The 24,493-nt window shown below is 47.4% G+C and carries 23 protein-coding genes; 19 read left to right on the top strand and 4 right to left on the bottom strand.

The features are described 5' to 3' along the window. Nucleotides 1-88 precede the first annotated feature (88 nt). Nucleotides 89-850, top strand: coding sequence for a MerR family transcriptional regulator (locus ACLHR0_RS15960; protein ID WP_436487847.1), 762 nt, complete (start codon nt 89-91; stop codon nt 848-850). Between the two features lie 56 nt (nt 851-906). On the opposite strand, the gene ACLHR0_RS15955 is transcribed toward ACLHR0_RS15960, so the two are convergent. Then, nucleotides 907-2,475: a discoidin domain-containing protein gene (locus ACLHR0_RS15955; RefSeq protein ID WP_436487846.1), complete on the bottom strand. Its 1,569-nt coding sequence runs from the start codon at nt 2,473-2,475 to the stop codon at nt 907-909. A 214-nt stretch (nt 2,476-2,689) separates the two neighbouring features. Here ACLHR0_RS15955 and ACLHR0_RS15950 point away from each other — a divergent pair, with 214 nt between their 5' ends. From ACLHR0_RS15950 to ACLHR0_RS15915, 8 genes are all read left to right on the top strand, one after another. Continuing rightward, a complete protein-coding gene (locus tag ACLHR0_RS15950; RefSeq protein ID WP_436487844.1) occupies nt 2,690-3,313 on the top strand; it encodes a tetratricopeptide repeat protein in 624 nt (207 codons plus the stop codon). A gap of 94 nt (nt 3,314-3,407) precedes the next feature. After that, a complete protein-coding gene (locus tag ACLHR0_RS15945) occupies nt 3,408-4,460 on the top strand; it encodes a DUF2167 domain-containing protein (RefSeq protein WP_436487843.1) in 1,053 nt (350 codons plus the stop codon). Nucleotides 4,461-4,719: 259 nt separating this feature from the next. Continuing rightward, nucleotides 4,720-5,250 carry an RNA polymerase sigma-70 factor gene (locus ACLHR0_RS15940; RefSeq protein WP_436487842.1) on the top strand — a complete coding sequence of 177 codons (531 nt, stop codon included), beginning with the start codon at nt 4,720-4,722 and terminating at the stop codon, nt 5,248-5,250. 79 nt (nt 5,251-5,329) lie between these two features. Next, nucleotides 5,330-6,520, top strand: coding sequence for a FecR family protein (locus ACLHR0_RS15935; protein WP_436487841.1), 1,191 nt, complete (start codon nt 5,330-5,332; stop codon nt 6,518-6,520). Between the two features lie 103 nt (nt 6,521-6,623). Continuing rightward, nucleotides 6,624-10,202, top strand: a complete 3,579-nt coding sequence (locus tag ACLHR0_RS15930) for a SusC/RagA family TonB-linked outer membrane protein (RefSeq protein WP_436487839.1) — start codon at nt 6,624-6,626, stop codon at nt 10,200-10,202. A gap of 18 nt (nt 10,203-10,220) precedes the next feature. After that, the gene (locus ACLHR0_RS15925; RefSeq protein WP_436487837.1) at nt 10,221-11,735 is read left to right on the top strand and encodes a SusD/RagB family nutrient-binding outer membrane lipoprotein; all 1,515 of its coding nucleotides are present in this window, start codon (nt 10,221-10,223) and stop codon (nt 11,733-11,735) included. A gap of 176 nt (nt 11,736-11,911) precedes the next feature. Further along, nucleotides 11,912-12,364 carry a YybH family protein gene (locus ACLHR0_RS15920; protein WP_436487836.1) on the top strand — a complete coding sequence of 151 codons (453 nt, stop codon included), beginning with the start codon at nt 11,912-11,914 and terminating at the stop codon, nt 12,362-12,364. A 120-nt stretch (nt 12,365-12,484) separates the two neighbouring features. Next, the gene (locus tag ACLHR0_RS15915; protein WP_429049131.1) at nt 12,485-12,703 is read left to right on the top strand and encodes a DUF4287 domain-containing protein; all 219 of its coding nucleotides are present in this window, start codon (nt 12,485-12,487) and stop codon (nt 12,701-12,703) included. Here ACLHR0_RS15915 and ACLHR0_RS15910 read toward each other — a convergent pair. Beyond that, nucleotides 12,684-13,139, bottom strand: a complete 456-nt coding sequence (locus tag ACLHR0_RS15910; RefSeq protein WP_436487833.1) for a DoxX family protein — start codon at nt 13,137-13,139, stop codon at nt 12,684-12,686. The two genes, ACLHR0_RS15915 and ACLHR0_RS15910, sit on opposite strands and share 20 nt — an antisense overlap. 133 nt (nt 13,140-13,272) lie before the next feature. Between ACLHR0_RS15910 and ACLHR0_RS15905 the strand changes: the two genes are divergently transcribed. The 10 genes from ACLHR0_RS15905 (at nt 13,273) to ACLHR0_RS15860 (ending at nt 22,333) form a co-directional block, all read left to right on the top strand. Beyond that, nucleotides 13,273-14,103, top strand: a complete 831-nt coding sequence (locus ACLHR0_RS15905; RefSeq protein WP_436487831.1) for an SGNH/GDSL hydrolase family protein — start codon at nt 13,273-13,275, stop codon at nt 14,101-14,103. Between the two features lie 104 nt (nt 14,104-14,207). Next, on the top strand, nt 14,208-14,783 hold the full coding sequence (locus tag ACLHR0_RS15900) for a TerD family protein (RefSeq protein WP_370912011.1): 576 nt from the start codon (nt 14,208-14,210) through the stop codon (nt 14,781-14,783). A 20-nt stretch (nt 14,784-14,803) separates the two neighbouring features. Further along, on the top strand, nt 14,804-15,487 hold the full coding sequence (locus tag ACLHR0_RS15895; protein WP_370912012.1) for a TerD family protein: 684 nt from the start codon (nt 14,804-14,806) through the stop codon (nt 15,485-15,487). Nucleotides 15,488-15,589: 102 nt separating this feature from the next. After that, nucleotides 15,590-16,228 carry a vWA domain-containing protein gene (locus ACLHR0_RS15890; RefSeq protein ID WP_436487829.1) on the top strand — a complete coding sequence of 213 codons (639 nt, stop codon included), beginning with the start codon at nt 15,590-15,592 and terminating at the stop codon, nt 16,226-16,228. A 17-nt stretch (nt 16,229-16,245) separates the two neighbouring features. Further along, entirely contained in the window at nt 16,246-16,881 is a 636-nt protein-coding gene (locus ACLHR0_RS15885; RefSeq protein WP_436487827.1) for a vWA domain-containing protein, read from the top strand. Nucleotides 16,882-16,892: 11 nt separating this feature from the next. Beyond that, nucleotides 16,893-17,522 carry an AIM24 family protein gene (locus ACLHR0_RS15880; RefSeq protein WP_429049114.1) on the top strand — a complete coding sequence of 210 codons (630 nt, stop codon included), beginning with the start codon at nt 16,893-16,895 and terminating at the stop codon, nt 17,520-17,522. Next, nucleotides 17,522-18,577, top strand: coding sequence for a TerY-C metal binding domain-containing protein (locus ACLHR0_RS15875; protein ID WP_436487825.1), 1,056 nt, complete (start codon nt 17,522-17,524; stop codon nt 18,575-18,577). Before ACLHR0_RS15880 ends, ACLHR0_RS15875 begins: the two co-directional genes overlap by 1 nt. A gap of 16 nt (nt 18,578-18,593) precedes the next feature. Continuing rightward, nucleotides 18,594-19,997, top strand: coding sequence for a PP2C family serine/threonine-protein phosphatase (locus ACLHR0_RS15870; RefSeq protein WP_436487823.1), 1,404 nt, complete (start codon nt 18,594-18,596; stop codon nt 19,995-19,997). A gap of 13 nt (nt 19,998-20,010) precedes the next feature. Further along, a complete protein-coding gene (locus tag ACLHR0_RS15865; RefSeq protein WP_429049106.1) occupies nt 20,011-21,519 on the top strand; it encodes a helix-hairpin-helix domain-containing protein in 1,509 nt (502 codons plus the stop codon). A 25-nt stretch (nt 21,520-21,544) separates the two neighbouring features. Continuing rightward, nucleotides 21,545-22,333: a TerC family protein gene (locus ACLHR0_RS15860; RefSeq protein ID WP_429049104.1), complete on the top strand. Its 789-nt coding sequence runs from the start codon at nt 21,545-21,547 to the stop codon at nt 22,331-22,333. A 74-nt stretch (nt 22,334-22,407) separates the two neighbouring features. Here the strand turns inward: ACLHR0_RS15860 and ACLHR0_RS15855 are convergent, their stop codons facing one another. Next, nucleotides 22,408-23,370, bottom strand: a complete 963-nt coding sequence (locus tag ACLHR0_RS15855) for a hypothetical protein (RefSeq protein ID WP_436487820.1) — start codon at nt 23,368-23,370, stop codon at nt 22,408-22,410. Between the two features lie 13 nt (nt 23,371-23,383). Continuing rightward, the gene (locus ACLHR0_RS15850) at nt 23,384-24,484 is read right to left on the bottom strand and encodes a toxic anion resistance protein (protein WP_370912021.1); all 1,101 of its coding nucleotides are present in this window, start codon (nt 24,482-24,484) and stop codon (nt 23,384-23,386) included. Nucleotides 24,485-24,493 lie beyond the last annotated feature (9 nt).

Here is a 24,493-nt window from a genome sequence, read left to right as displayed (position 1 = left end):
TTTGTCTCCCAAAAAAAAATCCGGAAAAAGATTTGACTCTAACGCTACGTCATACCCTAACTTCGTTTTCAATCTAATAGTTACCAGGATGATGAAGCAGTATGCGGTAAATAAACTGGCAAAATTGGCAGGTGTGAGTGTGCGCACGCTCCACTATTACGACCAGATTGGTTTGCTGACGCCCTCTGTGCGTACCTCCGCGGGGTACCGGGTGTATGGTGAAGCGGAATTGCTCCGGTTGCAGCAGATCCTGTTTTACCGTGAACTGGATGTAGAGCTGAAGGATATCGCCAGCATACTGGATGATCCTGGCTTTGACCTGATCCATGCGTTGGAAGGGCACCGGCAAATGCTTTTGTCGAAGAAAGACCGCATCGAAACCCTGGTGGCTACAGTAGAGAAAACCATCTCTCATCTAAAAAACAATGTAAACATGAACGTAGAAGATCTATATGCAGGACTGCCCAAAGAACAGGCAGCAGCCTGGCGGCGGGAAGCACAGGAAAAGTGGCCCGGTCAGGTAGCGCATGCAGAAAAGCAATTACTGGAAATGGACAAAGACAGCTATCAACAGCTACAGGAAGGCTTTAAAGCCAACTGGGAAAAGCTGGCATCGCTCTCTCACCTGGATCCGGCCAGCCAGCAGGTGCAACAGGAAATAGATCTGCATTACAGGTATATCCTGCAATTCTGGGGTAAAACCGGTAACCAGGCAGAAGCCTACAACGGGCTGGGTGATCTGCTTGCCACCGATGAACGGTATATGCAAGTGAATGGCCTGGCCAATCCGGCTTTTGGCAGTTTTATGCAACAGGCCATCCGGGTATATGTGGCGCAGCAATTGAAATAAAACAAGCAGGGTACGGAAATTATACCGTACCCTGTTTAAATTTTTGGGAGATGTGATTACCACGCACCCAACTCTGACAGCACTGCATAGTGTGAGCCTGAGTAATTGGAAGCGGTCACGATTTTGATATATTTTGCAGAAACAGCTGCCCCGAAAGAGATATACTGCTTACTGTTTACATTCGCCAGTGTATAGTTTCCCCTCGATGTATAGGTTACATTATCAGTACTGGTAAACACCGAAATATCTTTCAGCGAACCATTAAGATTGGCCCGCTGAAGGAATGCCAATCCTTGTATGGACTTGATGGCATTCATATTTACAATCACTGTATGCGGATGCGCCGGCTGTACTGTTTTCCACTGGGTATGCCATACGGTAGCCTGGTTGTTGTCAAGCAGGTTAGTGGCGGGCCCATCGTCTTCCTGGCTGCTTACATACGTGATACTCCAGGAAGATTTATTCAGTTCATCTTTGGTGCTGATATCCAGTACAGGTTCATTATTTACAAAAGAATACGGGTAAGAGATTTCAGTAGAGGAGCCGTTGGTATACAGGAAGCGGATACGCAGGGCGTAGTTGCCTGTCTTCGTATGAAGTTCACTGATGGGCATACTCAGCTGGAAACTATCGCCGGAAGGCGCAGCCACCCATGGCACGGCATCATAATCATTTCCTCCTTCCGGATCATTATATACGTTTACGTTATTCACGGTTTGTGTGGAAGAGAATTTCACTTTCAGCACAATGTTGCCGCCGGTATAACTGGCTTTGATGATATCGATAGTGGTATTTCCTCCGCCGTAAATACCTGTGGCGGTGCTGGTGCGGAATACCTGCGAGTTGTTGAGGATAGCAGCGCTGGCGGCAGTAAGGAAAGTGGGGTTTTTACCATAGGTATAATTACCGCTGCCCATGAGCGCCGTGCCTTTAGCCGGATCAGCGGCTTCCGATACTTTCTCTTTGTTATGCGGGAGATTAAGTCCATGGCCCAGTTCGTGCATGAGGCCACCTATCCATTTGGTAGCGCGGTTGCCCAGCGTGGTATTCTGACCGAGGTAACTGGTATCCATTTGGGCATAGTCCAGTGCAAAGCACCAGCGGCCCAAGCCGTAAAAGGGTACGCCACCGGGATCACCATCGGAAGCGTAGGTGCTGGCGGGCATGATAACGAGCGTGTGTTCACTGCGTTTATCTGCCGGATGCGCAGCAAACCAGGTGTTCAGTTCACCGATAGCAGTGTTGCCGCCTCCTTCATAAGGATAACCGGTTTTTGGCAGCGCGCCTTTTACTACGGTGATCTTTACTTTACCTGCGGAATCGAGCGCCAGGCCAAAGGAGCGGTCGCCATAACCGTAATAGTTCATCCACTTCCCGTAGAAGCGCTGCCCCTGCTGTAAAATACCGTTTAGCCGTGCCCGGTAGTTTGTGATGGTATCGCCATCGGAAGGCACAAAGTAAACAACGTTTAAGGCATATGCGCTGGGTACAAAGTTTTCCAGGCCGGATTTGGTTTTATCTTTCATGGGCTGCAATTCCCCGCCGGGAGATCGTTTGCAGGCCATAAAAAGGGTAGGCAGCAATAGCATACCTGCTAGCAGGGAATGAAGGTTTTTCATTTTCATTGTTCAGATTTATGATTAACAAAGACAGTAAGAATCGACAGATTTTGGTTTAAGGTTTTCCAGATTACGCTGTTGGCGTTTCACATATTCAGGTGAACTAAATTAAGTAATTGTTTTATAAAGCAGAAAAATAATATCGGGTAAACAGGTTTGACTACTTTTCACCGAAAGAAAATTATAGAGAGAGCAGGAAAAATATATAATAACTTTAAGGATGCCCGAAGTATTGAGTAAAAAAGAACAGCAAAGAAGATTTCTTTTAGGATACAGCTATGCTTTTGAAGGTTCGCCTGGAAGGCGGAACTGGAAAAAGGTTTTTGCCTTCTGGCATTCAGCTGCGTCGAATGGTCATAAAAAGGCGCAGTTTTATGTGGGGACCTGCTATGATTATGGAAAAGGTGTAGGGAAGGATACGGAAGAGGCATTTTACTGGTACCTGAAAGCCGCCATGCAGGGGCATATGGATGCACAGTTTAATGTAGGACTCTTTTTCAGGACCGGAGAATATGTAAACCAGGATTATGAGAAAGCAATAAGATGGTTTACACTTTCAGCAAAACAGGGAGATATTGAGGCCTGGAGAGAATTGGGATATAGTTATTTCTACGGCCAGGGTGTGACAGAAGATCATCGGAAAGCAGTTTACTGGTATAGAATGGCCGCCAGAAAACAAGACCTCAAAGCCCTTTACAATTTAGCGCTTTGTTATAAATGGGGAGACGGTGTAATGCAGTCTGACCGGTGGGCAAAGTATTATTTTGAAAAAGCTGGAAGGAAAGGACATAAGGGGGCGCTGAGGCAATTGAAAAATTATGTAAAAAAGACCAGGGATAGATAGTTTCCTCTGCTCCAACATTAGTTGTAATATTCCTTCCTTTCTTCCGGATATGGAATATTTATCGCAAATTGGTCCCCGTAAATATTAATAACTTATGTTCAAGTACCTGTACCTGTCAGGGTTGCTCTTTGCAGCCCTGGGTTTGTATGCAACCCCGGCTGTCCCTAAAGCCGCCCCCATTGAAGATTCAACGGAGCTTTATCAAAAAGAGCTTGATAATTATGTTGATTCTGTCAACAAGTCTTTTAAATATGAAACCGGCACTATTGTATTGCCGGGTGGAAAGGTGGAGATTAATGTGCCTGCGGGTTTCAAATTCCTGAACAAGGAAAAAAGCCAGTATGTGCTCACTACGCTTTGGGGCAATCCGCCGGAAAACGCCAACAATACGCTGGGAATGATTTTCCCGGCAAATTCTGATCCTTTTGCGGATAGCAGTTATGCCTTTATTATTGAATTCGAAGACATTGGTTATGTGAAGGATGATGACGCCGAAAAGATTGACTACAATGAAATGATGAAAAACATGCAGGAAGGCGAGAAGGAAACCAATGAGGAACGTGCCAAGCAGGGATACTCTGGTATTCACCTGATTGGATGGGCGCAGCAACCTTTCTACGACAAAAAGAATAAGGTACTGCACTGGGCAAAGGAAATCCGTTTCGATGACCAGGAAGGCGGTCATACGCTGAATTACGAGATCCGTATACTGGGGCGCCATGGCGTATTATCGCTGAATGCGGTTTGCACGATGAGTGAACTCCCGCTGGTAAAGGCGGATATCGGCAAGGTGTTACACATGGCTACTTTCACACAGGGGAATACTTATTTCGATTTCGATCCGAAGGTGGATAACGTGGCGGCATGGTCTATTGGTGGCCTTGTAGCTGGTAAATTGCTGGCGAAAGTTGGGTTCTTTGCCATCCTGGTAAAATACCTTGCTGCCGGCTGGAAATTTATTGCCATTGGGTTTGTAGCGCTCATCGGATTTTTCAGACGCCTGTTCAGCCGCAAAAAAGCAGAGAAGGAAAATGTTGTTTTCAACACCGGTACAAATGAACCGGATACCGAACCACACACCGCTGAAGAAAACAGAGATACCTCTGTTCTGCCTCCGGTAGAAAACAATCCCGAAGACAAATCCTGATAAAAATCTTTTAAAATCAAAAAATAAAAGTTAATCAAATCAGCGTAATCAGCATCATCCGCCTAATCAGGCAGAAAGACAATTTCCATCGCCGAAGGCGATCCCCGATATCAGAAAGCCTGCGCACCCCGCAGGCTTTCTTTCTGCCCGAAATATTTGTTTTCCTATTATTTTCCGAATAAATGTCTTATTTTTTCAAGTGAGATGCCATTATCTATGGTTTCCGGATTGTCAGAATTGATCACGAAAGGTATATTTTATGTCAACGCCATCCGATGCACTGGAGCCAGCCATACTTTTCAAAACTTACTATACCAGGCTTTGCTACTTTGCCTTTCAGTTTACCGGCGATAAAGACGCAGCCAGGGATATTGCCCAGGAAGCCTTTGTAAGCTACCTGGGGCAACAGGGGCAGGTAACCGCGCATCCGGGGGCCATCAAAAATTTCCTGTATACAACCGTCCGTAACGCCTGTTTAAATGCCATCCGGCATGAGAAAGTGGTGGAGAAATTTGCAGCCGCACAGGAAGGCGCGTCAGAAAATGATCCTTCTGTAATTTTAACGATGATCCGGTCCGAAGTGATCGGCGAAATTAACCGCGCACTGGAAACGTTGCCCGAAGCCTGCCAGGTGATTATCAGGATGGGCTATATCTCCGGGCTTAAAAACCAGGAAATCGCCGACCAGCTGAACATCAGCATTAATACGGTTAAAACCCAGAAGAAAAGAGGACTGCACCTGTTAAGACAACGGCTTAACCCCGAAATTTACGCCGTATTATTCCTGTAAATCCTGCTTTCAAAAAAATATTCTTATTTCTTTCACCCTTTTTTCCGTCCCGCGTTTCTTTACCTGGTAAGCAACCTTTATGGAGCAAAACCAGGATCTGTATAAATACGCCGGCTTAATTTTAAAATATCTCCGGGAACAGGCTACGGCGGCCGAACAGCAGGAGCTGGAAGCCTGGCTGGAAAAGGATGTGCGGCATCAGCAGCTGCTGGAATCCCTGAAAGACCAGGAAACCCTGCGCGATGCGATCGCCTTTCATGATACCATTGATGTGGATGCCGACTGGCAGGCCGTGCTGGCCCGCTCCACTCCGGCAACTCCGGGTAGGAGGGTAGCGTGGCGCCGGATCGCTGCATGGACGGCCGCCGCTGCCGCCATATTAGGAGGCGTGATCCTCGCCTACAATTGGCGCACACCGGATAGCAAACCCGGGAAAATGCTGGCCGCTACTTCTTCACAAATAAAAAATGATGTCCTCCCTGGCAGCAACAGTGCCACCCTGCAACTGGGCAACGGGAAAACCGTACACCTGGGCAATCAGCCGGAAGGGCCCATCAAAGAGGCGGATGGAACCACTATTGCGCAGCAACCAGGCGGACTTGTATACAATAAATCAAATGAACCGCACGGGGCTGCGCTATTCAATACTTTGTCTACCGCAAAGGCGGGGCAATACCAGCTCACACTGGAAGACGGCACACGCGTATGGCTCAATGCCGCCTCCTCCCTGCGTTTCCCCGTACACTTTACTAATGGCGAACGCCGGGTAGAACTCACCGGGGAAGGATATTTTGAAGTAGCTGCCAGTCCTGACAAACCTTTCCGGGTAATGGTGCAGCAGATGGAAGTACTGGTGCTGGGCACCCACTTTAACGTAGGCGCTTACAGCAAAGTGGTGAAAACTACGCTGATCACCGGCGCTGTAAAAATCCAGGTAAAGGATAAACGTTCCTGGCAGCTGGCGCCTGGTCAGCAGGCTAATGTGCAGGGCGACCAGGTACGTATCGCCGCAGCGGATACTGAGAAAGCTATCGCCTGGAAAGAAGGGATCTTCTTTTTTAAAGATGACGATTTCCGGGAAATCATGGAACAGGTGGCCCGCTGGTACGACCTGGACATTCATTACGAAGGCCCGCTGCCCGCAAAACGCATCAGCGGCAATATCAGCCGCCAGGCGAAGTTGTCGCAGGTGCTGGAAATGCTCAACTTCGTGAGCGGGGCCAACTTCAGGGTAAATGGAAAAGACGTCACTGTAACACTGTCAAAATAAATAAGTATAACTGGAACGGACACACGAAAATTAAAAAAGTACCTGTAATAAACAAAGACCAGAATTTAAACGAATCAATCGCTATTAATTAAAAATTAAACCGATGATGAACAGATTTATTTCCGCTTCCGGGCGGGGTATACTACTCCCATTGCCTGTAAAAATGAAGGTGGCCCTGAAGCTGACCACCCTGCTGCTTTTTCTTTTTGCATTAAGTGCAGCAGCCACTGCTTATGCGCAGAAAGTTACGTTGTCGGTAAAGAAAGTACCGCTGCAGCAGGTGTTTGACGCTATCAAACAACAAACCGGCTACTACTTTTTATACAACAATGATATCCTGAAAAACACCACTCCCGTTTCTTTGAACGTAAAGGATGCGGAAATAACGGCGGTGTTGAATCAATGCCTGGCAGGCCAGCCGCTGGAATATAAAATCATCGACCGCACCATTACCCTGAAGGAGGTGCCGGTGAAAAAAGCTGCCACGGAACTGGCGGCCGATACCTTGATCACCGGCAGGGTGACCGATGAAAAAGGTGTGCCACTGCCCGGTGTAACCGTTACAGTAGAAGGATCTGCAAGAGGCGCCGTAACAGATGCTACGGGAAAATACACCATCCAGCTGCCCTCCGGCGCCAGCGCATTGTTGTTCTCCTTTATCGGGTTTAACAAACAACGGGTGGAAACTGCCGGCAGCACCACGCTCGATGTAAAGTTAACGGAAAGCTCAAAGGGTTTGTCTGAGGTAGTGGTAACGGCACTTGGTATCAAGCGCGAAAGTAAGTCGCTTGGATACACCGTAGCAGAGCTGAAAGGCGCCGACCTGTCGGAAGGAAAGGAAGTGAATGTAGCCAATGCGCTATCCGGTAAAGTGGCCGGTGTACAGGTGAGCCAGCCAGCCTCCGGTGCTGGCGGATCTTCCAAGATCCTGATCCGTGGAAATAACTCCCTGCAGGGTAACAGTCAGCCGCTATACGTAGTTGACGGAGTGCCCCTCGATAACCAGAACATCGGTGCTGCCGGCAGCACCGGCGGTGTGGACTATGGCGATGGCATCTCCAATATAAACCAGGAAGATATTGAAAGCATATCCATCCTGAAAGGCCCTAATGCTGCAGCATTGTACGGCCAGCGCGGCAGTAACGGTGTAGTGCTCATCACCACCAAATCGGGCAGCTCCCGCAAAGGCATCGGGCTGAAATTCAGCAGCGATTATGCCATCGGCAACGCATTGGTAACTCCCGATTTCCAGGATGAATATGGCCAGGGATTAAACGGTGATTTCACGCACTTCCGCGCCACCGACGGTAAAGTGTATACGATGGCGCAAGCCAAAGCACAAGGGCTGCAGGGCATGCCTAAAATGAGCGCCGGCCGCGACAGGATTGCCCGCAGCAGCTGGGGCCCAAAAATGGAAGGGCAGGAGTATGAAGACCAGTGGGGAAATATTTTGAAGCTGACGCCGCAACCCAATACCTATAAAGACTTTTTCGACCAGGAAAAACAATTCGTAAATAATATTGCCGCAGATGGTGGAAATGATAAAGTGAACTACCGCTTCTCTTATTCCAACACGCATGTAAACGGGTATGTGCCCACTAACACGCTTGACAGGAACACTTTTACCCTTCGCACACAGGCGTCTATTACGCCCAAATTACAGCTGGATGCGAAGCTCAACTACATCTCCCAGAAAGGTAAAAACAGGCCCACACTCTCCGATGCATCCGATAACCCGGCTTACCTGTTTATCAGTCAGCCGCGGAGCATGCCGCTGAGCATCCTCGCCGATTATACCTGGACCGCCCAGGATGTGGCCCGGCAGTTCGGCTACAGCGGCGTAACACCCGGACTGGAGAAAACATACGCTACCAACAGTTCTACCGCCAATCCTTACTGGACCATCCATAAAACGCAAAACACCGATCACCGCGACCGGCTCCTGGGGATGCTGCGGCTGTCGTACGATTTTAATAAATGGTTGAAATTAACTGCCCGCGGCGGTACCGATTTTTATACAGAAGAACGCCTGCGCTGGAGAGCCAAAGGCACGTACCAGAGCCAGAACAGGAATGGTGATATTGAAGACCGGATAATAAGGGTCCGGGAAGATAACTATGATGTATTGCTGGCCGGCAACCTGGAGCTGAGCAAGGACTTCACCCTGGGGCTGAATGCAGGCGCCAGTCACCAGAAAAAGTTTATGCGCATGACCGGCAATACCGGGAAAGAGTTTATTGTGCCGGACCTGCATGTGATCAATAACACGCTTACCAATTCCTATCTTTTCGATTTACAGGAATCTGAGATCAACTCCGTATACGGCTTCGGGCAGCTGGCTTTCCGGAACTACTGGTTCGTGGATTTCTCCGCACGGAACGACTGGTCATCTACCTTGTCTGCAAGTAACAATTCTTTCTTTTATCCTTCTGTAAGCACCAGTTTAATCATGACCGACCTGCTGAAGATGAACAGCAACATCGTTAGTTTCTGGAAGCTGCGCGGATCGCTGGCGCAGGCTGGCAGCTCTGGTAATCCTTACCAGCTCACCGGCGCCTACAGCCTGGATCAGTTCACACATGGGGGTCAGCCGCTGGCATCTTTTACTTCTATTATTCCCGATCCTAACCTGAAAAATGAACTGACTACCTCGGTGGAATTTGGTACCGACGTACGTCTCCTGAACAACCGCCTGGGCATCAGCTTTACTTACTATAACGCCGCTACGAAAAACCAGATCCTGGATGTGCCCTTACCGCCTTCCAGCAAATTTGAAGCGCGCAGGATCAATGCCGGCGAAATCCGCAACAAGGGAATTGAACTGTCGTTAAACGGAACACCCGTGAAGCTGGCCAATGGATTTACCTGGGAAAGCACCTTTACATTTTCCCGCAACAAAAATGAAGTGGTATCACTCACCGAAGGTGTGGAAACATTTGTATTGGGAAGTGATAGGGGGATCAACGTAATAGCTGCACCAGGTAAGCCTTTCGGCACTATGATCGGAACAGGCTTCGCCTGGCTGAAAGATGAAGCCGGCAACCGGCTGATAGATCCTGCTACGGGCTTGCCATTGCGCACACAGGGGCGTCAGCTCACAGAGCTGGGAAATGCCATGCCCGACTGGACCGGCGGTTTTGCCAATACCTTCCGTTACAAAGGTTTTGCTTTAGCCGCATTAGTGGATATCCGCCAGGGCGGCCTGGTATATTCCCAAAGTAACCGGGAAGAACTGATTTATGGTACCACAACAAAAACACTGGCAGGCAGGGACGGCAGCTACGTAGCCTCCGGTATGATTGCGGAAAAAAACAGCAGTGGCAACTGGGTTAGCACCGGTAAAGAAAATACGATGAAAGTATTGGCGCAGGACTACTGGAACGTAGTCGCCAGCGATAAAGAAAATGTGGTATCGGAAGAAATGATGAATGACGCCAGCTACGTAGCCATGCGTGAAATCAGTTTGAGTTACGCGCTGCCATCGAAATTATTCTCCGGTAAAATGATCCGCAGAATGAATGTAGGCATCTATGGCAGGAACCTTTTTTACTTCCAGCGGAAAACGGATGGCTTCTCTCCCGAAGCGTCTTCCTTCAACGTAAACAACTCCTCTCTCGGCCTGGAGTCAACGGCGCTGCCGATGATGCGGAGCTTTGGTGTGAATGTAAGCTTGGATCTTTAATCTGTAAAAACGAAGCATATGAAAAACAAATCATCGATATATAGAAAAGTGCTGGTGTTAACGGTGGGGTTGTTACTGGGTGGCTGTACCAAAGACTTCAGCGATCTGAACACGCCGCCAACAACGGTAACAAACATTGATCCCGCCCTGTTGTTATCAAAAGTACAGAAAGATGCGGCCTTTGCTGAAGGAACAGAAACCGCCAATATACAGGTAGGTTCCTGGGTGCAATACTGGGCCGGTGGCCTGGTGGCGCCTACTTCCCGTTATATCCAGCAGCCGGATAATAACATGTGGGCCGCACATTATACCTTGTTGAGAAACCTGGGCCAGATCCGCAACCAGGCATTGAAAGGAAAAGAAAATGATCCAACCGGGAGAACAAAGCTTGCCATTGCCCGCATCCTCGAAATATTTATATGGCAACGGTTAACGGATCTCTTCGGCGCCGTACCGTTTTCACAAACAACAGAGGATGCTACCGACGTAAATAACAAACCGGTGTACGACAGCCAGCAGTCGATCTATGAACACCTCATTGCCGACCTGGATGCCGCTATCGCCAATATCAACGCCAGCGATGTATCGTACGGCAACGCGGACTTCTACTACAAAGGCGTTACCGACAACTGGAAGAAATTCGGTAACTCACTGAAACTGCGTTTAGGTATGCGCATTAAGTATGCCGCGCCGCAGCTGGCGGAAAAAACGGTGCGGGAGGCGATGAGTCAACCACTTTTTTCAGATAATAAAGACAATGCCGCGGTACCTACTTTCAACGATGCACAAACTACCAACGCAAATCCTATCCTGGCGCAGTTTATCAGCGGCAGCCCCGATCTGCGTTACCTGGCATCGGCTTTTGTGGCCACACTGAATGATAAGCATGATCCCCGCCTTACCTTTATTTCCGCGCCTACCGTAAATTCAAAAAACAGCGGAACGCCTGTGTACAAAGGTATTGGTGTGGCATTAACGGATGCGTTGTTGTCCGGTATCATTAAAGATGATTATTCCACCGCTTCTATGACCACCTACTTTAATAAAACATTGGCTACGCCTATCCCTGCTTATGTATTCACCTATGCAGATGTATGTTTCTTTAAAGCAGAAGCGGCGTTGATGGGATGGGGTGCTACGCCCGCAGAAGCGGAGAAATTTTACCAGGATGGTATCAAAGCAGCAATGGCCATGCAGCCGTATAATATTACTACCATTCCGCAGGCGTACATTGATGCGGAGTTTTCACTCGCCGGACTTACATCAGAAAAACAGCTGGAGAAGATCATGACCCAGAAATGGATCCTGCTGTTTGGCCGTGACTATGAAGCCTATGCGGAATGGCGCCGCACCGGCTACCCCGTTTTAACGCCGGGCCCTAACCAGGGATCTACCAACGGTACCATTCCCCGCAGGGCGGTATATTCATCACTGGAAGCCCTGCTGAATACGGATAATTATAAGACTGCCGTATCTGGTTTAACTAACGGAGATTCTTACCTGTCGAAGGTTTGGTGGGATCAAAAGAAATAGATGCTGAATAATAGAGAAGAGGGCCGTCTTTTACAGACGGCCCTTTTTTATTTCGCCCCGGTACTTTACCGGTAAAAATGTGTTTTTACCGGCATGATCGTGTCATTAACCCATTTGTACTATGCTGCCGTAGTTCGGCTGCCTATTTTCGTATTCATTCCTAAAACAACTATCGTATGAATCAGGTACATGAAATTAATGCGATCAGGCAGGCGAACAACGCCATCTATCATTCATTCCGGACACTGGATTTCCGCGGCGCTGCAGTATATCTTACGGAAGATTGCGATTACATTACGTTTAACGGCATGCACTTAAAAGGGCGGGAGGAGTACATCACACTGCACGAGCAGCTGATGAATAACTTTATGTTCAAAGGCGCACGGTTGCACGGACAGATTGAACAGGTACGTTTCCTGAATGAGAATGTAGCCATCGTGGTAGCCACCGGCGCTATCCGTTTCCGCTGGCAGAAAAAAGTGCCTGAAAGCCGTCAGTCGGTGAACACCACGGTTTGGGTAAAAAGCCCGGAAGGCCAATGGCAGATGTCTGCCTTTCACAATTGCCGCGTAAAGAAAATGAACTGGCTGGCCAGGTGGATCATGGGGACTGTGAAAAAAGCCGCCTGAAAGACGCCGCAAATCGCCCCTTAGTTTGTCGGAACCACACCCCCGGAGTGTTCCCCGGAATGAATAATTTTGTTTTAAGAGATACATCTTACAAGATCATTCAAAATAAAAACAGGTATTATGTCATTCCAGGCTTATTTAGACAATATCAAAGCAAAAACCGGCAAAACAGGTGAAGACTTTAAAAAGCTGGCAGAGAAGAAAAAGTTCTTACAAAACGGCGAGCTGGCCCCCAAGGTAAAAGCCGGCGACATTGTAAACTGGCTGAAAGAAGAATATGAACTGGGCCACGGTCATGCGATGGCGATATTCGCGTACTTTAAAGGGAAGCGGGATTAGTTTTTTTCCGCAACTGGTCTGCACTCCAGCGATAGGCAGGTAAAGCAGACAATAAAAAGCTGCCGGCACTGGCGGTGAAAACAGAATAGTTCAATGGCGCGGCTATGCCCAGCGCCACTGTCATGGCCAGTGCAAAGCCAAGTAGCAAAACGCCGCTGCCAATAGCTGCCCACCGGGTCCAAAAGCCCGTGATAAGCATTACGGCAAAAAGTATTTCTGCCCCCGAAGCTAATGCAGCAAAGACTTCCGCCACTGCATAGGGGAAAAAGAACATCAGTTTATGTGCATACTGCATAAAATGTTGCCAGTCGCCCCACCCGATATTCGCTCCACCCGGAGGTCCCCACACGCCGAACCTGTCGAGCCCCGCACACAGATAACTGGCACCTAACGCCACCCGCAGAAAAAGCTGGATGATATCCTGTTTAATATTCATTGCCTGGTATTTTTGACAGGCAAAAATAATACAGGTAAAGCTCCTCCTGGTAGTCCAGTTTATAATCAGGAGATAGTCCAGCGTTGTTATTATCTATGCTATTTACTACTTTCAATGGGCAAAATATATTATCATGAAGAAATGGTTGTTGGGACTGCTCATCGCCGCAATAGTGGCCGCTACTGCCTTTACACCCCGCAAAATCACCTGGGTGGCCATCGGGGATTCTATTACCTACCTGAATGATCACCCCGGTGAAACCGGCAACAGGATCACCAAAGGATACCTGACACGCGTAACCGAAAAGCTCCCGCACATACAGTATATCAATAAAGGTTATAACGGCTGGACTTCCGGCGGTATCGCCGATGCCATAGAAAAACTGGATCCTGTAAAAGCGGATGTGTATTCTGTGTTTCTTGGTACCAACGACTGGTGGGGCGGGCGCCCTGTTGGTAATTTCTCCGACTATCTCGATAAAACGGGGAACAGCACCGTGTATGGCGCATTCCGGACGATCATTGACAAGTTGAAATCACTGAATAAAAAGGCGCATATCATCCTGATCACCCCGCTGCAACGCGGCGATTTTGTATACATCGCCGATATGCACAACAACGCCTGGGGCTCTTATAAAGAAAGAAAAGGGCAACAGCTTTCACAGGTGGTGGCCGCCATTGATTCTATTGCCGGCTATGAACACTTCGACAAATTAGACCTGTATCATAACAGCGGCATCACCCCGGAAAATATGGTGAAGTATAAACGCCTGAAAGACCCCGCCACCGGTGAATATAAAGACTATCGCTGGCCGGATTATAAAGGTATTCCTTTCCATCCGGACACAGATGAATACCCTTATCCGGTGTCAGCGATCGATATGACGTACGATGGCCTGCATCCCTCTGATAAAGGATTTGCCGTTATTGCGGATATGCTGGTGGAGATCATGAAGCAATATTAGCTTCATCTTTGATACATGAAAAGTTTACTAAGCATTGACTGTAATATCGCCATATATCCTCTGAAATAAATATGCTATATTACCCCTGGTTTAAATTCTGAATAATGGCGATTAACTTACAAAAGGGACAAAGGATCGATATCGGCCTCTCAAAAATCAGTATTGGTTTAGGCTGGCATCCTAATGAAGGAACAGGCTCCGCTTTCGACCTGGATGCTTCTGCATTTATGATCGATGAGAGCAGGCATATTCTCCAGGAAGAATATTTTATTTTCTACGGAAATACAGATTCTCCGGACGGCGCACTGCATCACACCGGTGATGACCCTACCGGCGGCAACAGCGCTGATGGCGATGATGAAACCATCCAGGTAGACCTCACCAAAATAGATCCCCGCATAAGGGAAATCTTATTCGTGGTAACTATCCATGAAGCCATCAGCAGAAGACAAAACTTCGGACAGGTAAGAGATTCGTATATCCGTATCGTTGATGAAGGCACCGGCAATGAAATTGCAAAGTATGAACTGGGAGAAGATTTCTCCATTGAAACCGGCGTGGAGTTTGGCCGTCTTTACCTGAAAGATGGGAAATGGAAATTTGAAGCATCCGGGATTGGCTACAGGGAAGATCTGGCTTACTTCTTATCCAAATATTTCAAAGGTCAGATTATTAAATAACCCCTGATAAACCACTACCTATGGCTATCAATTTAGTAAAAGGTCAAACGATCGACCTCCGTAAAAACGACAAAGGAGAAGAATTCGATTTATCCACGGTCACGATTGGTTTGGGCTGGGATGTACGGCAAACGAAAAGCAACGAAGGCTTCTTTGGAAAATTATTCGGCGGAGAAAAAAAAGAAGCAGAATACGACCTCGATGCCGTAGCCATGCTGCTCGACAGCAGCGGCAAAGTGGCGAACCTTGGCAGAACCGTACAAACAAAGGATGGCAGATCAGTAGGATTGTTTGAGGGAGATGTGATCTTCTTCAATTCCATGCGCCACCCTTCCGGCAATATCTGGTTAACCGGCGACAACCGGACCGGTGCTGGTGATGGAGATGATGAACAAATCATCATCAAGCTGGACCAGCTGGAGAATAAATATGAAAAGATCCTGTTTATGGTCACCATTTACAATGGCCGCGCCACCAATCAGCATTTTGGTATGATCGATAATGCGTTCATCCGGGCGGTTGACAGCCGCGGAAAAGAGATCGCTAAATTTAGCCTGTCGGGCGACAGCACCTACAATGGGATGTGCTCCATGACATTTGCAGAAATTTATCGTAAAGATGGCGCCTGGAAGTTCAGGGCCATTGGTATTCCACATCAATCCGATAGCTTTGTGGACGAATTGAAAAAGTTAACCTATTCCTGATCACAAAAAACCTATATTCAGCATAACCTCATCCGGCGGAAAACGCAGGATGAAATGTTACCCATTTTCAACATGCCAACACTGGTATTAAATTAATGCAGTATGAGAAGATTACCCGTGTATCTTTTATTAGATACTTCCGGTTCTATGAATGGAGAACCTATTGAGGCAGTGAAAAATGGCGTACAGATAATGATTAACTCACTACGTCAGAATCCACAGGCCATTGAAACCGCATTTATCAGCATCATTACTTTCGATAGCTCCGCACGGCAGGTAGTACCCCTTACCGACCTCGCGTCTTTCCAGATGGTGGATATAAAAGCGACCGGCACCACCGCACTGGGAGAAGCGCTGCAGCTGGTAAGCAACTGTATCGATCACGAAGTGGCCAAAACAACTACGGAGAAGAAAGGCGATTGGAAACCACTCGTGTTTATCATGACCGACGGCATTCCCACCGATAACTGGCAAAGTGGATTGACCGCATTTAAACAACGCAAAGTGGCGTATACGATCGCCTGTGCTGCCGGCTCCGGTGCAGATACCGTCATACTGAAACAAATCACCGATAATGTACTCAGTCTCGATACCGCCGATAGTCAGAGCATCGCCCGCTTCTTTGCATGGGTAACCGCTTCCATTGGCGTTACTTCCACAAAAGTGGAAGATGCCGGCAAAGAATTAATAGGCTTAAACGAACTGCCGCCACCACCGGCAGAACTGAATATCGTGGTGTAAGAAATTAAAATATTGATATGCGACGATTACCGGTATTTTTTTTATTGGATACCTCCGGATCTATGTACGGTGAGCCCATTCAGGCACTCAACAACGCCCTGAGTGGTATGGTAAACACTTTGCGGATGGACCCCCAGGCAATGGATTCGTTGTGGCTCAGCATCATCACTTTCGACCGGGAAGTAAAAGAACTGACCCCGCTGGTGGAACTGGCCAATTTCCACCTGCCGGAAATTACCTGTCCGCAGAGCGGGCCCACACACACCGGCTATGCACTGGAATTTCTCCACGCAAAAGTGAACAGCGAAGTACGCAAAGGTACTCCCACGCAAAAAGGCGACTGGCGCCCGTTGCTGTTCCTTTTTACCGATGGTAAACCTTCGGATCTGCAGCTGTACCGCAAAATGATCCCGCTGATAAAAGACCTGAACTTCGCCACCATTGTAGGTTGCGCGGCAGGAAAAGCAGCAGACAACGGCATGCTCAAGGAACTGACAGACACCGTGGTGCATCTCGATACGGCCGACAGCGCCACATTGAAGCAATTTTTCAAGTGGGTATCCGACACCATAGAACAGGGAAATAAAAGTATGGGCACCACCGAGCAGGTAACACTGCCGCCGCCTCCCAACGAAGTGAATTTAGTCATCTGATAATAAAAAGAATGAACGTAAAATTGATCGGACACGATTTTAAATGCCTGGAAGTAGAATTATCCCAACAGGAGAAATTCTTCTGTGAGAAAGGTGCACTGATTTATCATGAAGAAGGAATTACTTCAAAGGTCAATGTATTCGATAAAGGCGTAGCCGGACTGATAAAAAGAAAACTCACCGGCGAAAGTATTTTCCAGGTAGAACTGTGCAATACCCATTTAAATCCGCGCAAGCTGGTGGTAGCCGGCAAAGTGGGGCTGTTGCCCGTTAACCTCAAGCAGCTTACTTCCGGCATTGTTTGTAAAGCAGGCGCTTTTGTGGCCTCCTCCGACAAAATTGATATTGATGTGAAAATGAACCTGACCTCCCTCATAGGTGGTACAGGCCTGATCATGCAGAAAATAACAGGATTTTGTACGGTATTTTTAGATGTGATAGGTACACCCATTACACTGGACCTCACACCCGGGCAAACCGTTTTTGTGGATGAAAAAAGCTTTATCTGCATGAATGCAGATATGGTAAACCGGATGTCATCCCATTTCTCCGGAAATAATCTCCTGGGAGGAGAAGGATTAAGTATGCTGAAAATTACCGGTCCGGGAACCGTATATATCACTTCTGTAAATTTTGGATAATGAGAAGACTACCGGTTTATTTCCTGATAGACGTCTCCGAATCAATGGTGGGAGAACCTATTCAACAAGTGGAAGAAGGGCTGGGACAAATCATCCAAGCACTTAAAACAGATCCCTACGCCATTGAAACAGCCTGGATCTCTATTATTGTTTTTGCCGGCCAGGCGAAAACACTGGTACCGCTGCAGGAAATCATCAACTTTTATCCGCCGCGTTTTCCTATTGGCGGAGGCACCTCTTTAAGCCGGGGACTGGGACACCTCATGTATGAACTGAGAAAAAACCAGGTGAAAACCACCTATGAAATAAAAGGCGACTGGAAACCGATCATCTTTCTTTTCACGGATGGCGTGCCTACAGACGATACCAGCGCAGCCATCGCGGAATGGAAACAGAACTGGCAACGCACTGCCAATATGGTGGCCGTTTCTTTCGGCAATGAAGCAGATACCAACCTGCTGAAGGAGCTGACGGAAAACGTAGTGCATTTTAAAAACAGCTCTCCCGCAGCCTATAAGCAGTTCTTCAGGTGGATTACCGACTCTATCAAAACCAGCAGTGAAAGTGTAGAGAAAAACGCTTCAGGATTTGAACTGTCGAAAATACACGATACCGTTACCTTATCGAAAATAGATCTCTCAAAACCATCACCACCCCGCAGTTACACCGATAGCAATTACGTGGTAATGGTGGGTAAATGCCAGCACCTGCAACGCGATTACCTCATGAAATACCGCCGCGCAGAACAGGACGCAGAAATATACGGACTAAACCTGAACCGGCTGTATTACCGGCTGGTAGGGGCGTTCCAGGTAGATAAAACCTATCACGAACTGTCCGATAGCCACACAAAACCGGCTGTTATCAACAGTGAAGAACTGATAGGCAATCCCACCTGCCCCTGCTGCGGCAACCAATGGGGATTCGCCCTGTGCTCCTGTGGCCAGATTCATTGCATCGGCGAAGAAAAGCTCAGTACCTGCCCCACCTGCGGAAACACCGCGGCATACGGCGCCAGCGACGGTGGTTTTGATGTAAACCGGGCACAAGGCTAACCGACAAAAGAGAAACATGGACAAATCCTTTATCCGGGAATTATTTAAAGCAAATAATATTACGGTCGGCACTAACCGGCAGCACCTGTTCGACGCTTTTGTGAATGAAGAGAAAAACAGGCTGGCGGTAAGGCAGATCCTGGAAAATAAAAAGCTACTAATGGATACCTGGCAGTTTAAAAACCGGTTGGCCGACATTCAGCAACAACCCGTCAGCATCCCGAATGCCACTGCAGGAAAGCCTTACGAGGTGACACTGGATTTCGGACTGCTGAAATGGAACGACTTTACCTATTTTCATATCGAGGGGCTGGAAGAAACCGGTCTGCAATACGATCCGGAAACAAAAGTGATCCGGGGCACACCCGTTAAAAGCGGCGATTTTAAACTAACGTTGAAATACCGCATCAACGGCGAAGATGAAACCACCGCGCCAAACGAAAAAAAGGTGCCGCTGGTCATCAACCCCAATCCCAGATCGCTCTGGAAAAATATTGACAGCGATAAAAATGATCCCTACTGGAAAGAAGACAACGTAGCGGAATATGCCCCGCTGGGCGACAGGCACCTGCTGGTAGCCTCCAAAAGAGGCCGCTCACACGCCAATACCGGCGGCTTCCGGGAAGATGATTTCGCCTTTAAACATTTCGGCGACACCGGCTGGAGCGTTATGGCCGTTTCTGACGGCGCCGGCAGCGCAAGGCTGTCCCGCGCAGGGTCCAGGATCGCCTGCACCGGCATCGTGGAATACTTTGAGCAGCACTTTACGCCGGTACTAAGGAGCGCATTTGATGCGCTGATTGCCGCACACGCTACCGCCGGAAGCGACAAAACACAAAAAGAACTCACCCGCTTTGTATACGATAACCTCGGCAAAGCAGCGTTCACCGTACATAAAAAGCTGGAAGAATTTGCTGTCGCCTGCGCAGCGCCAGTAAAAGATCTTCATTCCACACTTATATTTGTACTTTTAAAAAAGTACGAATCCGGCTATGTGATCATGAGCTTTGGCGTAGGCGATTGCCCCATTGCTTTGATTAATAAGGATTTTACAGACATCCAGTTGCTGAACCGGCTGGATGTGGGAGAATTTAGCGGGGGAACCCGGTTTATTACCATGCAGGAAATCTTTAAAAGTGATACATTTGCAACCCGCTTCGGGTTCAGGCTGGTGCCTGATTTCTCGTACCTGATGCTGATGACCGACGGTATTTATGATCCCAAGTTTGAAGTAGAAGCCAACCTGGAGAAGCTGACAGCCTGGAAAGCACTGCTGGAAGACCTCGGCGGTAAAAACGATGACAATGTAAAAGTAGACCTGGCCAGCCATACACCGGAAACCGCCAGCCAGCTATCTGCCTGGATGGACTTCTGGAGCCCCGGGAATCATGACGACAGAACTTTAATGATCATCAGTTAAGTATGCGGACTATATGAGTACAAAAACGGTGAATTCCGTCATCAATGCAGGGAAAAGTTATCAATACGTTGATAACGGAGAACCTATGCGGGGTGGCATGAAGGACGTTTACTTCAGTCCGGATAAATCATACGTGGTGGCATTTTACCGGGACACACAGGACTACGCTTCGAAAGAGCGGTTGCGGAAAATTGTGACGGACTACTATAACAGCTTCTTTAACCGGGAAGGCGGCGACTACTACCGGGATCTTTATTGCTGGCCAACAGACATGGTGGAAGCAGATAAAAAGGTAGGCCTCGTAGTACCGTGTTACCATGCTAACTTTTTTTTCAAGAAAGGATACGCATCAAACGACCTGATTAAAGGAAAGGAGAAAGAAGGGAAATGGTTTGCTTCACCCAAATTCAGGAACAAGCAGTTTACGCTGCGCCTGGATGAAGCAGAACTGGGCAACTGGTTAAGCTATTTCCAGATCTGTGTAAATATTTCAAGAGGTGTGAAACGCCTGCATGCAGCCGGACTCGCACATTCCGACCTGTCGTATAAAAATGTGCTGGTAGACCCGGTAAGTAAATCGGCTACTATCATCGATATAGATGGCCTCGTGGTACCGGGCCTGTTTCCACCGGATGTAATTGGCACAGCCGATTTCATCGCACCGGAAGTACTCGCCACCAAGCACCTGGGCCTGAAAGACCCGGGCAGGAAGCTGCCCAACCGTCTTACCGACCTGCATGCGCTGGCAGTAATGATCTACATGTATCTTTTATACCGTCATCCCTTAAAAGGAGGGAAGATCCACGATCTCGACGCAGAAAAAGACGACCTGCTGGCAATGGGAGAGAAGGCGCTGTTTATTGAACATCCGCAGGATACTTCCAACCGGCCAAAACTGAATCACATTAATCCGAAGGAATTGCCCTGGGCAGATGTAAATAAGTTACCATACACCATTACAGGGCCTTACCTGAAGGAACTGTTCTACCAGGCGTTTGTAACCGGTTTGCACCAGCCAACCGAGCGGCCGCCGGCAGAAATGTGGGAACAGGCGTTACTAAAAACAACAGACCTCATGCAGCCCTGCAGCAATGCCGCCTGCGAACAGAAATGGTACGTTTTTGATAACACCCATTCTCCTAAATGCCCTTTCTGCGGTACGCCGCATAAAGGCACCCTGCCCGTACTGGACCTGTATTACGAGTTTAAGCCAACGGTATGGAAACCGGAAAACCACCGGCTGATGGTGTATAATAATCAATACCTGTTCCAATGGCATGTAAACAGGAATACTATCCGCAACGAACGGATCACCGCCGCGCAAAAAGTGCCGGTCGGGTATTTTGTTTTTCACCAGGGCAAATGGGTGCTGGTCAACCAGCAGCTCACTTCTTTAAAAGATCTTACAGAAGATAAAGAAATTGCCATCGGTGAGATGGTGGAACTAACGGATGGAAAAAGACTATTGCTGTCGAGGGAAGAGGGTGGAAGAGTAGTCATTATAACGATTGCCAACAAGTAGAAACCTATATAAAAAATAAAGTGAAATGAATGAATTAATCCAACAAATTATTGACAACCCAATACCTTCGGCAATCATTGTCGGGAATCTCGTTATTATTGAAAGTTTATTGTCGGTAGATAACGCCGCTGTACTGGCTACCATGGTAATGGACCTGCCCGAAAAACAACGTGACCGCGCCCTTAAATACGGGATTTTCGGCGCTTACCTGTTCCGTGGTCTGGCTATGTTGTTCGCGTCTTTCCTGATCAAGATCTGGTGGCTGAAACCATTGGGCGGTTTATATCTCCTGTACCTGGTATTCAGCTGGTGGAAAAATAAGAAAACAGAAGGAGAGAAAGAAGAAGAGAGCATCGACAAAGGCCAGAACTGGCTATACAAGGCCACAGTGGGGGCTATCGGGCCTTTCTGGGCTACGGTGGCACTGGTGGAGTTAATGGATATGGCTTTCTCTATAGATAATATTTTTGCTGCAGTAGCTTTTACTGATAATATACTGCTGGTTTGCCTGGGCGTGTTTATCGGTATCCTCGCCATGCGTTTTGTGGCACAGGCTTTCGTGAAACTGATGACGAAGTTTACCTTCCTGGAAGCAGCGGCGTACATCGTTATTGCGATCCTGGGTATTAAACTGACGTTGTCTATCTACGAACATTTCTTCCCGGAATCACCTGTTACCCACTTCCTGGAAAGTTCAAAAGCAGACATCATTACGTCGATCATCACCGTAGGCGTGTTTATCGTTCCGATCATTACATCGGCGCTGTTAAATGTTCCTAAAAGAACCCCTGCTGCAGAGTTGGAGAAAAAATGATGCCGGTAACAAACCGGCTTAGCTTAATAAAGGTTTCTATGGCGCCAGTTTGCGGACTGGCGTCTTTTTTATGCCTAAATCACATTGGTGTTCAGCATCGTTTTGAGGATGTTTGTCTGCACATCAAAGCGACCAATCTGTTGCAGGAAATCGACGTCGGAAATTTTCTCATAGTATTCTTTCAGGAGGGCATGCACGTTATCCGGGATCACCGTTTTCAGTACGTTGGCGCGGCTCATCAGGTTATCATTCTTATCCGTTAACTCCTGTACAATCCTTGTTTTTTTGGAGAGGGTATTGGACCAGTCAACATCTGTGATTTTTGAAAGATCGCAGAACAGGAATAAATTTTTAGCGGGGAAGAAGAGATAGTAACGGTCCATATTAAGGAAACGGTACACTTCCAGGATCAGGTTACCGGCACTGAGTCCGCAAAAGAACTCGGTTTTAAAATCCATTTTGCACAACAATCCCATCAGCTTGCGCTGTATGATGGCGGAGTTGTTGCGGTACACTTCTGCCGGGTTGAATTTAATCAGTTCATTGAGCGCTTCGGTGGAAATATCGAAATAAAAATCCTGGGAGAAGCGTGCGCTGAAAGCGTTAATGTTTTTGGAGAAGGGGTAGTCTTCGGAGTTGTCAGACAGCACCTGGTACAGCTTCCGCAAAGATAAATTGATCTTCAGGGATTGTTTCTGTTTATCCTGCTGGTAATTTTTCTCTGAAAAAACGGAGTCGTTGATATTGGCGATCAGGTCTTTGTTGATCTGTATTTCGTCGTATAAAATACTCACGTTTCTTTCATTGCTGGCTTTTATTTTTCGCAACAGGTCAATCACCGTGGCGGTGTATTGCAGGTGAAACAGTTCCAGCTTATTGACATCAAGTTCCGGATTGGTTTCAAATAATTTATGGACAACCTGGCTTCGGAGATAAATCTTGTATATTATCTCTTCTTCAAAAAAAGTGGACAGCAATTGTAACTTGCTGATAGTTTTATTTGAGTCATTTAATATTATTGCCAGGTTATCCTCCATTACTTATCCTCCGTTAGCTAACGTTTGTTACATTTTTCTTCAGCTCTGTTTCCAGCGTCTGCAATTCACCATTCAGCACTTTCCGGCTTTCGGTGCCCTGATCGTGGATCTTCTTCACTTCATGTAAAGTTTCAATCAGCGACTGGGTAGTTCTCTTCAATGTTTCAATAGATACTACTGTTTTCTCATTCTCTTTCGCTACCTCGATGCTGTTTTGTTTCAGCAGATCGGCATTTTTCTGGAGAATGGTATTGGTGGTATCAGAAATCTTCTTTTGCATTTCCACGTTGGCTTTCTGTCTTTGCAGCGCTACCGCAATGGTGAGCTGGTTTTTCCAGACAGGGATCGTGGTGGAAATGATCGACTGCGCCTTTTCCGCAATGGAAGTATTGTTGTTTTGTACCAGCCTGATCTGAGCTAAAGACTGCAGCATAATAAAGCGTACAATCTTCATGTCCGCCAGTCTTTTATCCAGGCGGGTAATGAAGTCCCTTAAATCAGCGATTTCATAGTCATTGTAATTGGCGGCATTCACTTCCATTTCGGCCAGCTTCTGGCTGAGCTCATTGAATTTCAGCTGACCTGAAATAATGAGATCTTCCATTTGTTTGATGTAAGATACGTTACTATCAAACATGGTTTGCAAAGAACTGTTGTCTTTCAGTGAATTGATGCGGCCCGCTTTGATCTTGTTGGTAATCTTATCAATGTTACTGATAACGGTATCGTACTTCTGGAAAAGCTTCTTGGCATCAAATACCAGTTTTTTCAGGAAAGGTATTTTGGAGATAAAGCTCTGTACGGCGCCCTGGTTCAGTTCATCTACGTCGATATAATTCAGTTCTGTAAGCAGATCGTTGATCAGCCCGCCTACTTCGCCTGAGTTATAGGTACGTACAGAAGTGAGGAACTCATTACTGTATTTTTCCATTGAATTCTGTACATCGGTACCATAATTCAGAATGGAATTTACATCGGTGGTTACCAATGTTTTACTTATTTCCCCGTATTTCTTTGCATCGTCCGGCGTAATAACTGCCAGATCCACATTTCCCTCTTTGTCGAGCCTTACCGCGGGAAGGGTTTGGTCGGTGATATTTGGGTTTGCTTCCATAAGGTATCT

Origin of the sequence: Chitinophaga sp. ARDCPP14, from assembly GCF_051362515.1 — a bacterium.
Lineage (GTDB): Bacteria > Bacteroidota > Bacteroidia > Chitinophagales > Chitinophagaceae > Chitinophaga.
The sequence above is the reverse complement of the archived record's forward strand: the minus strand, read 5'-3'. Positions and strand labels throughout refer to the sequence as shown.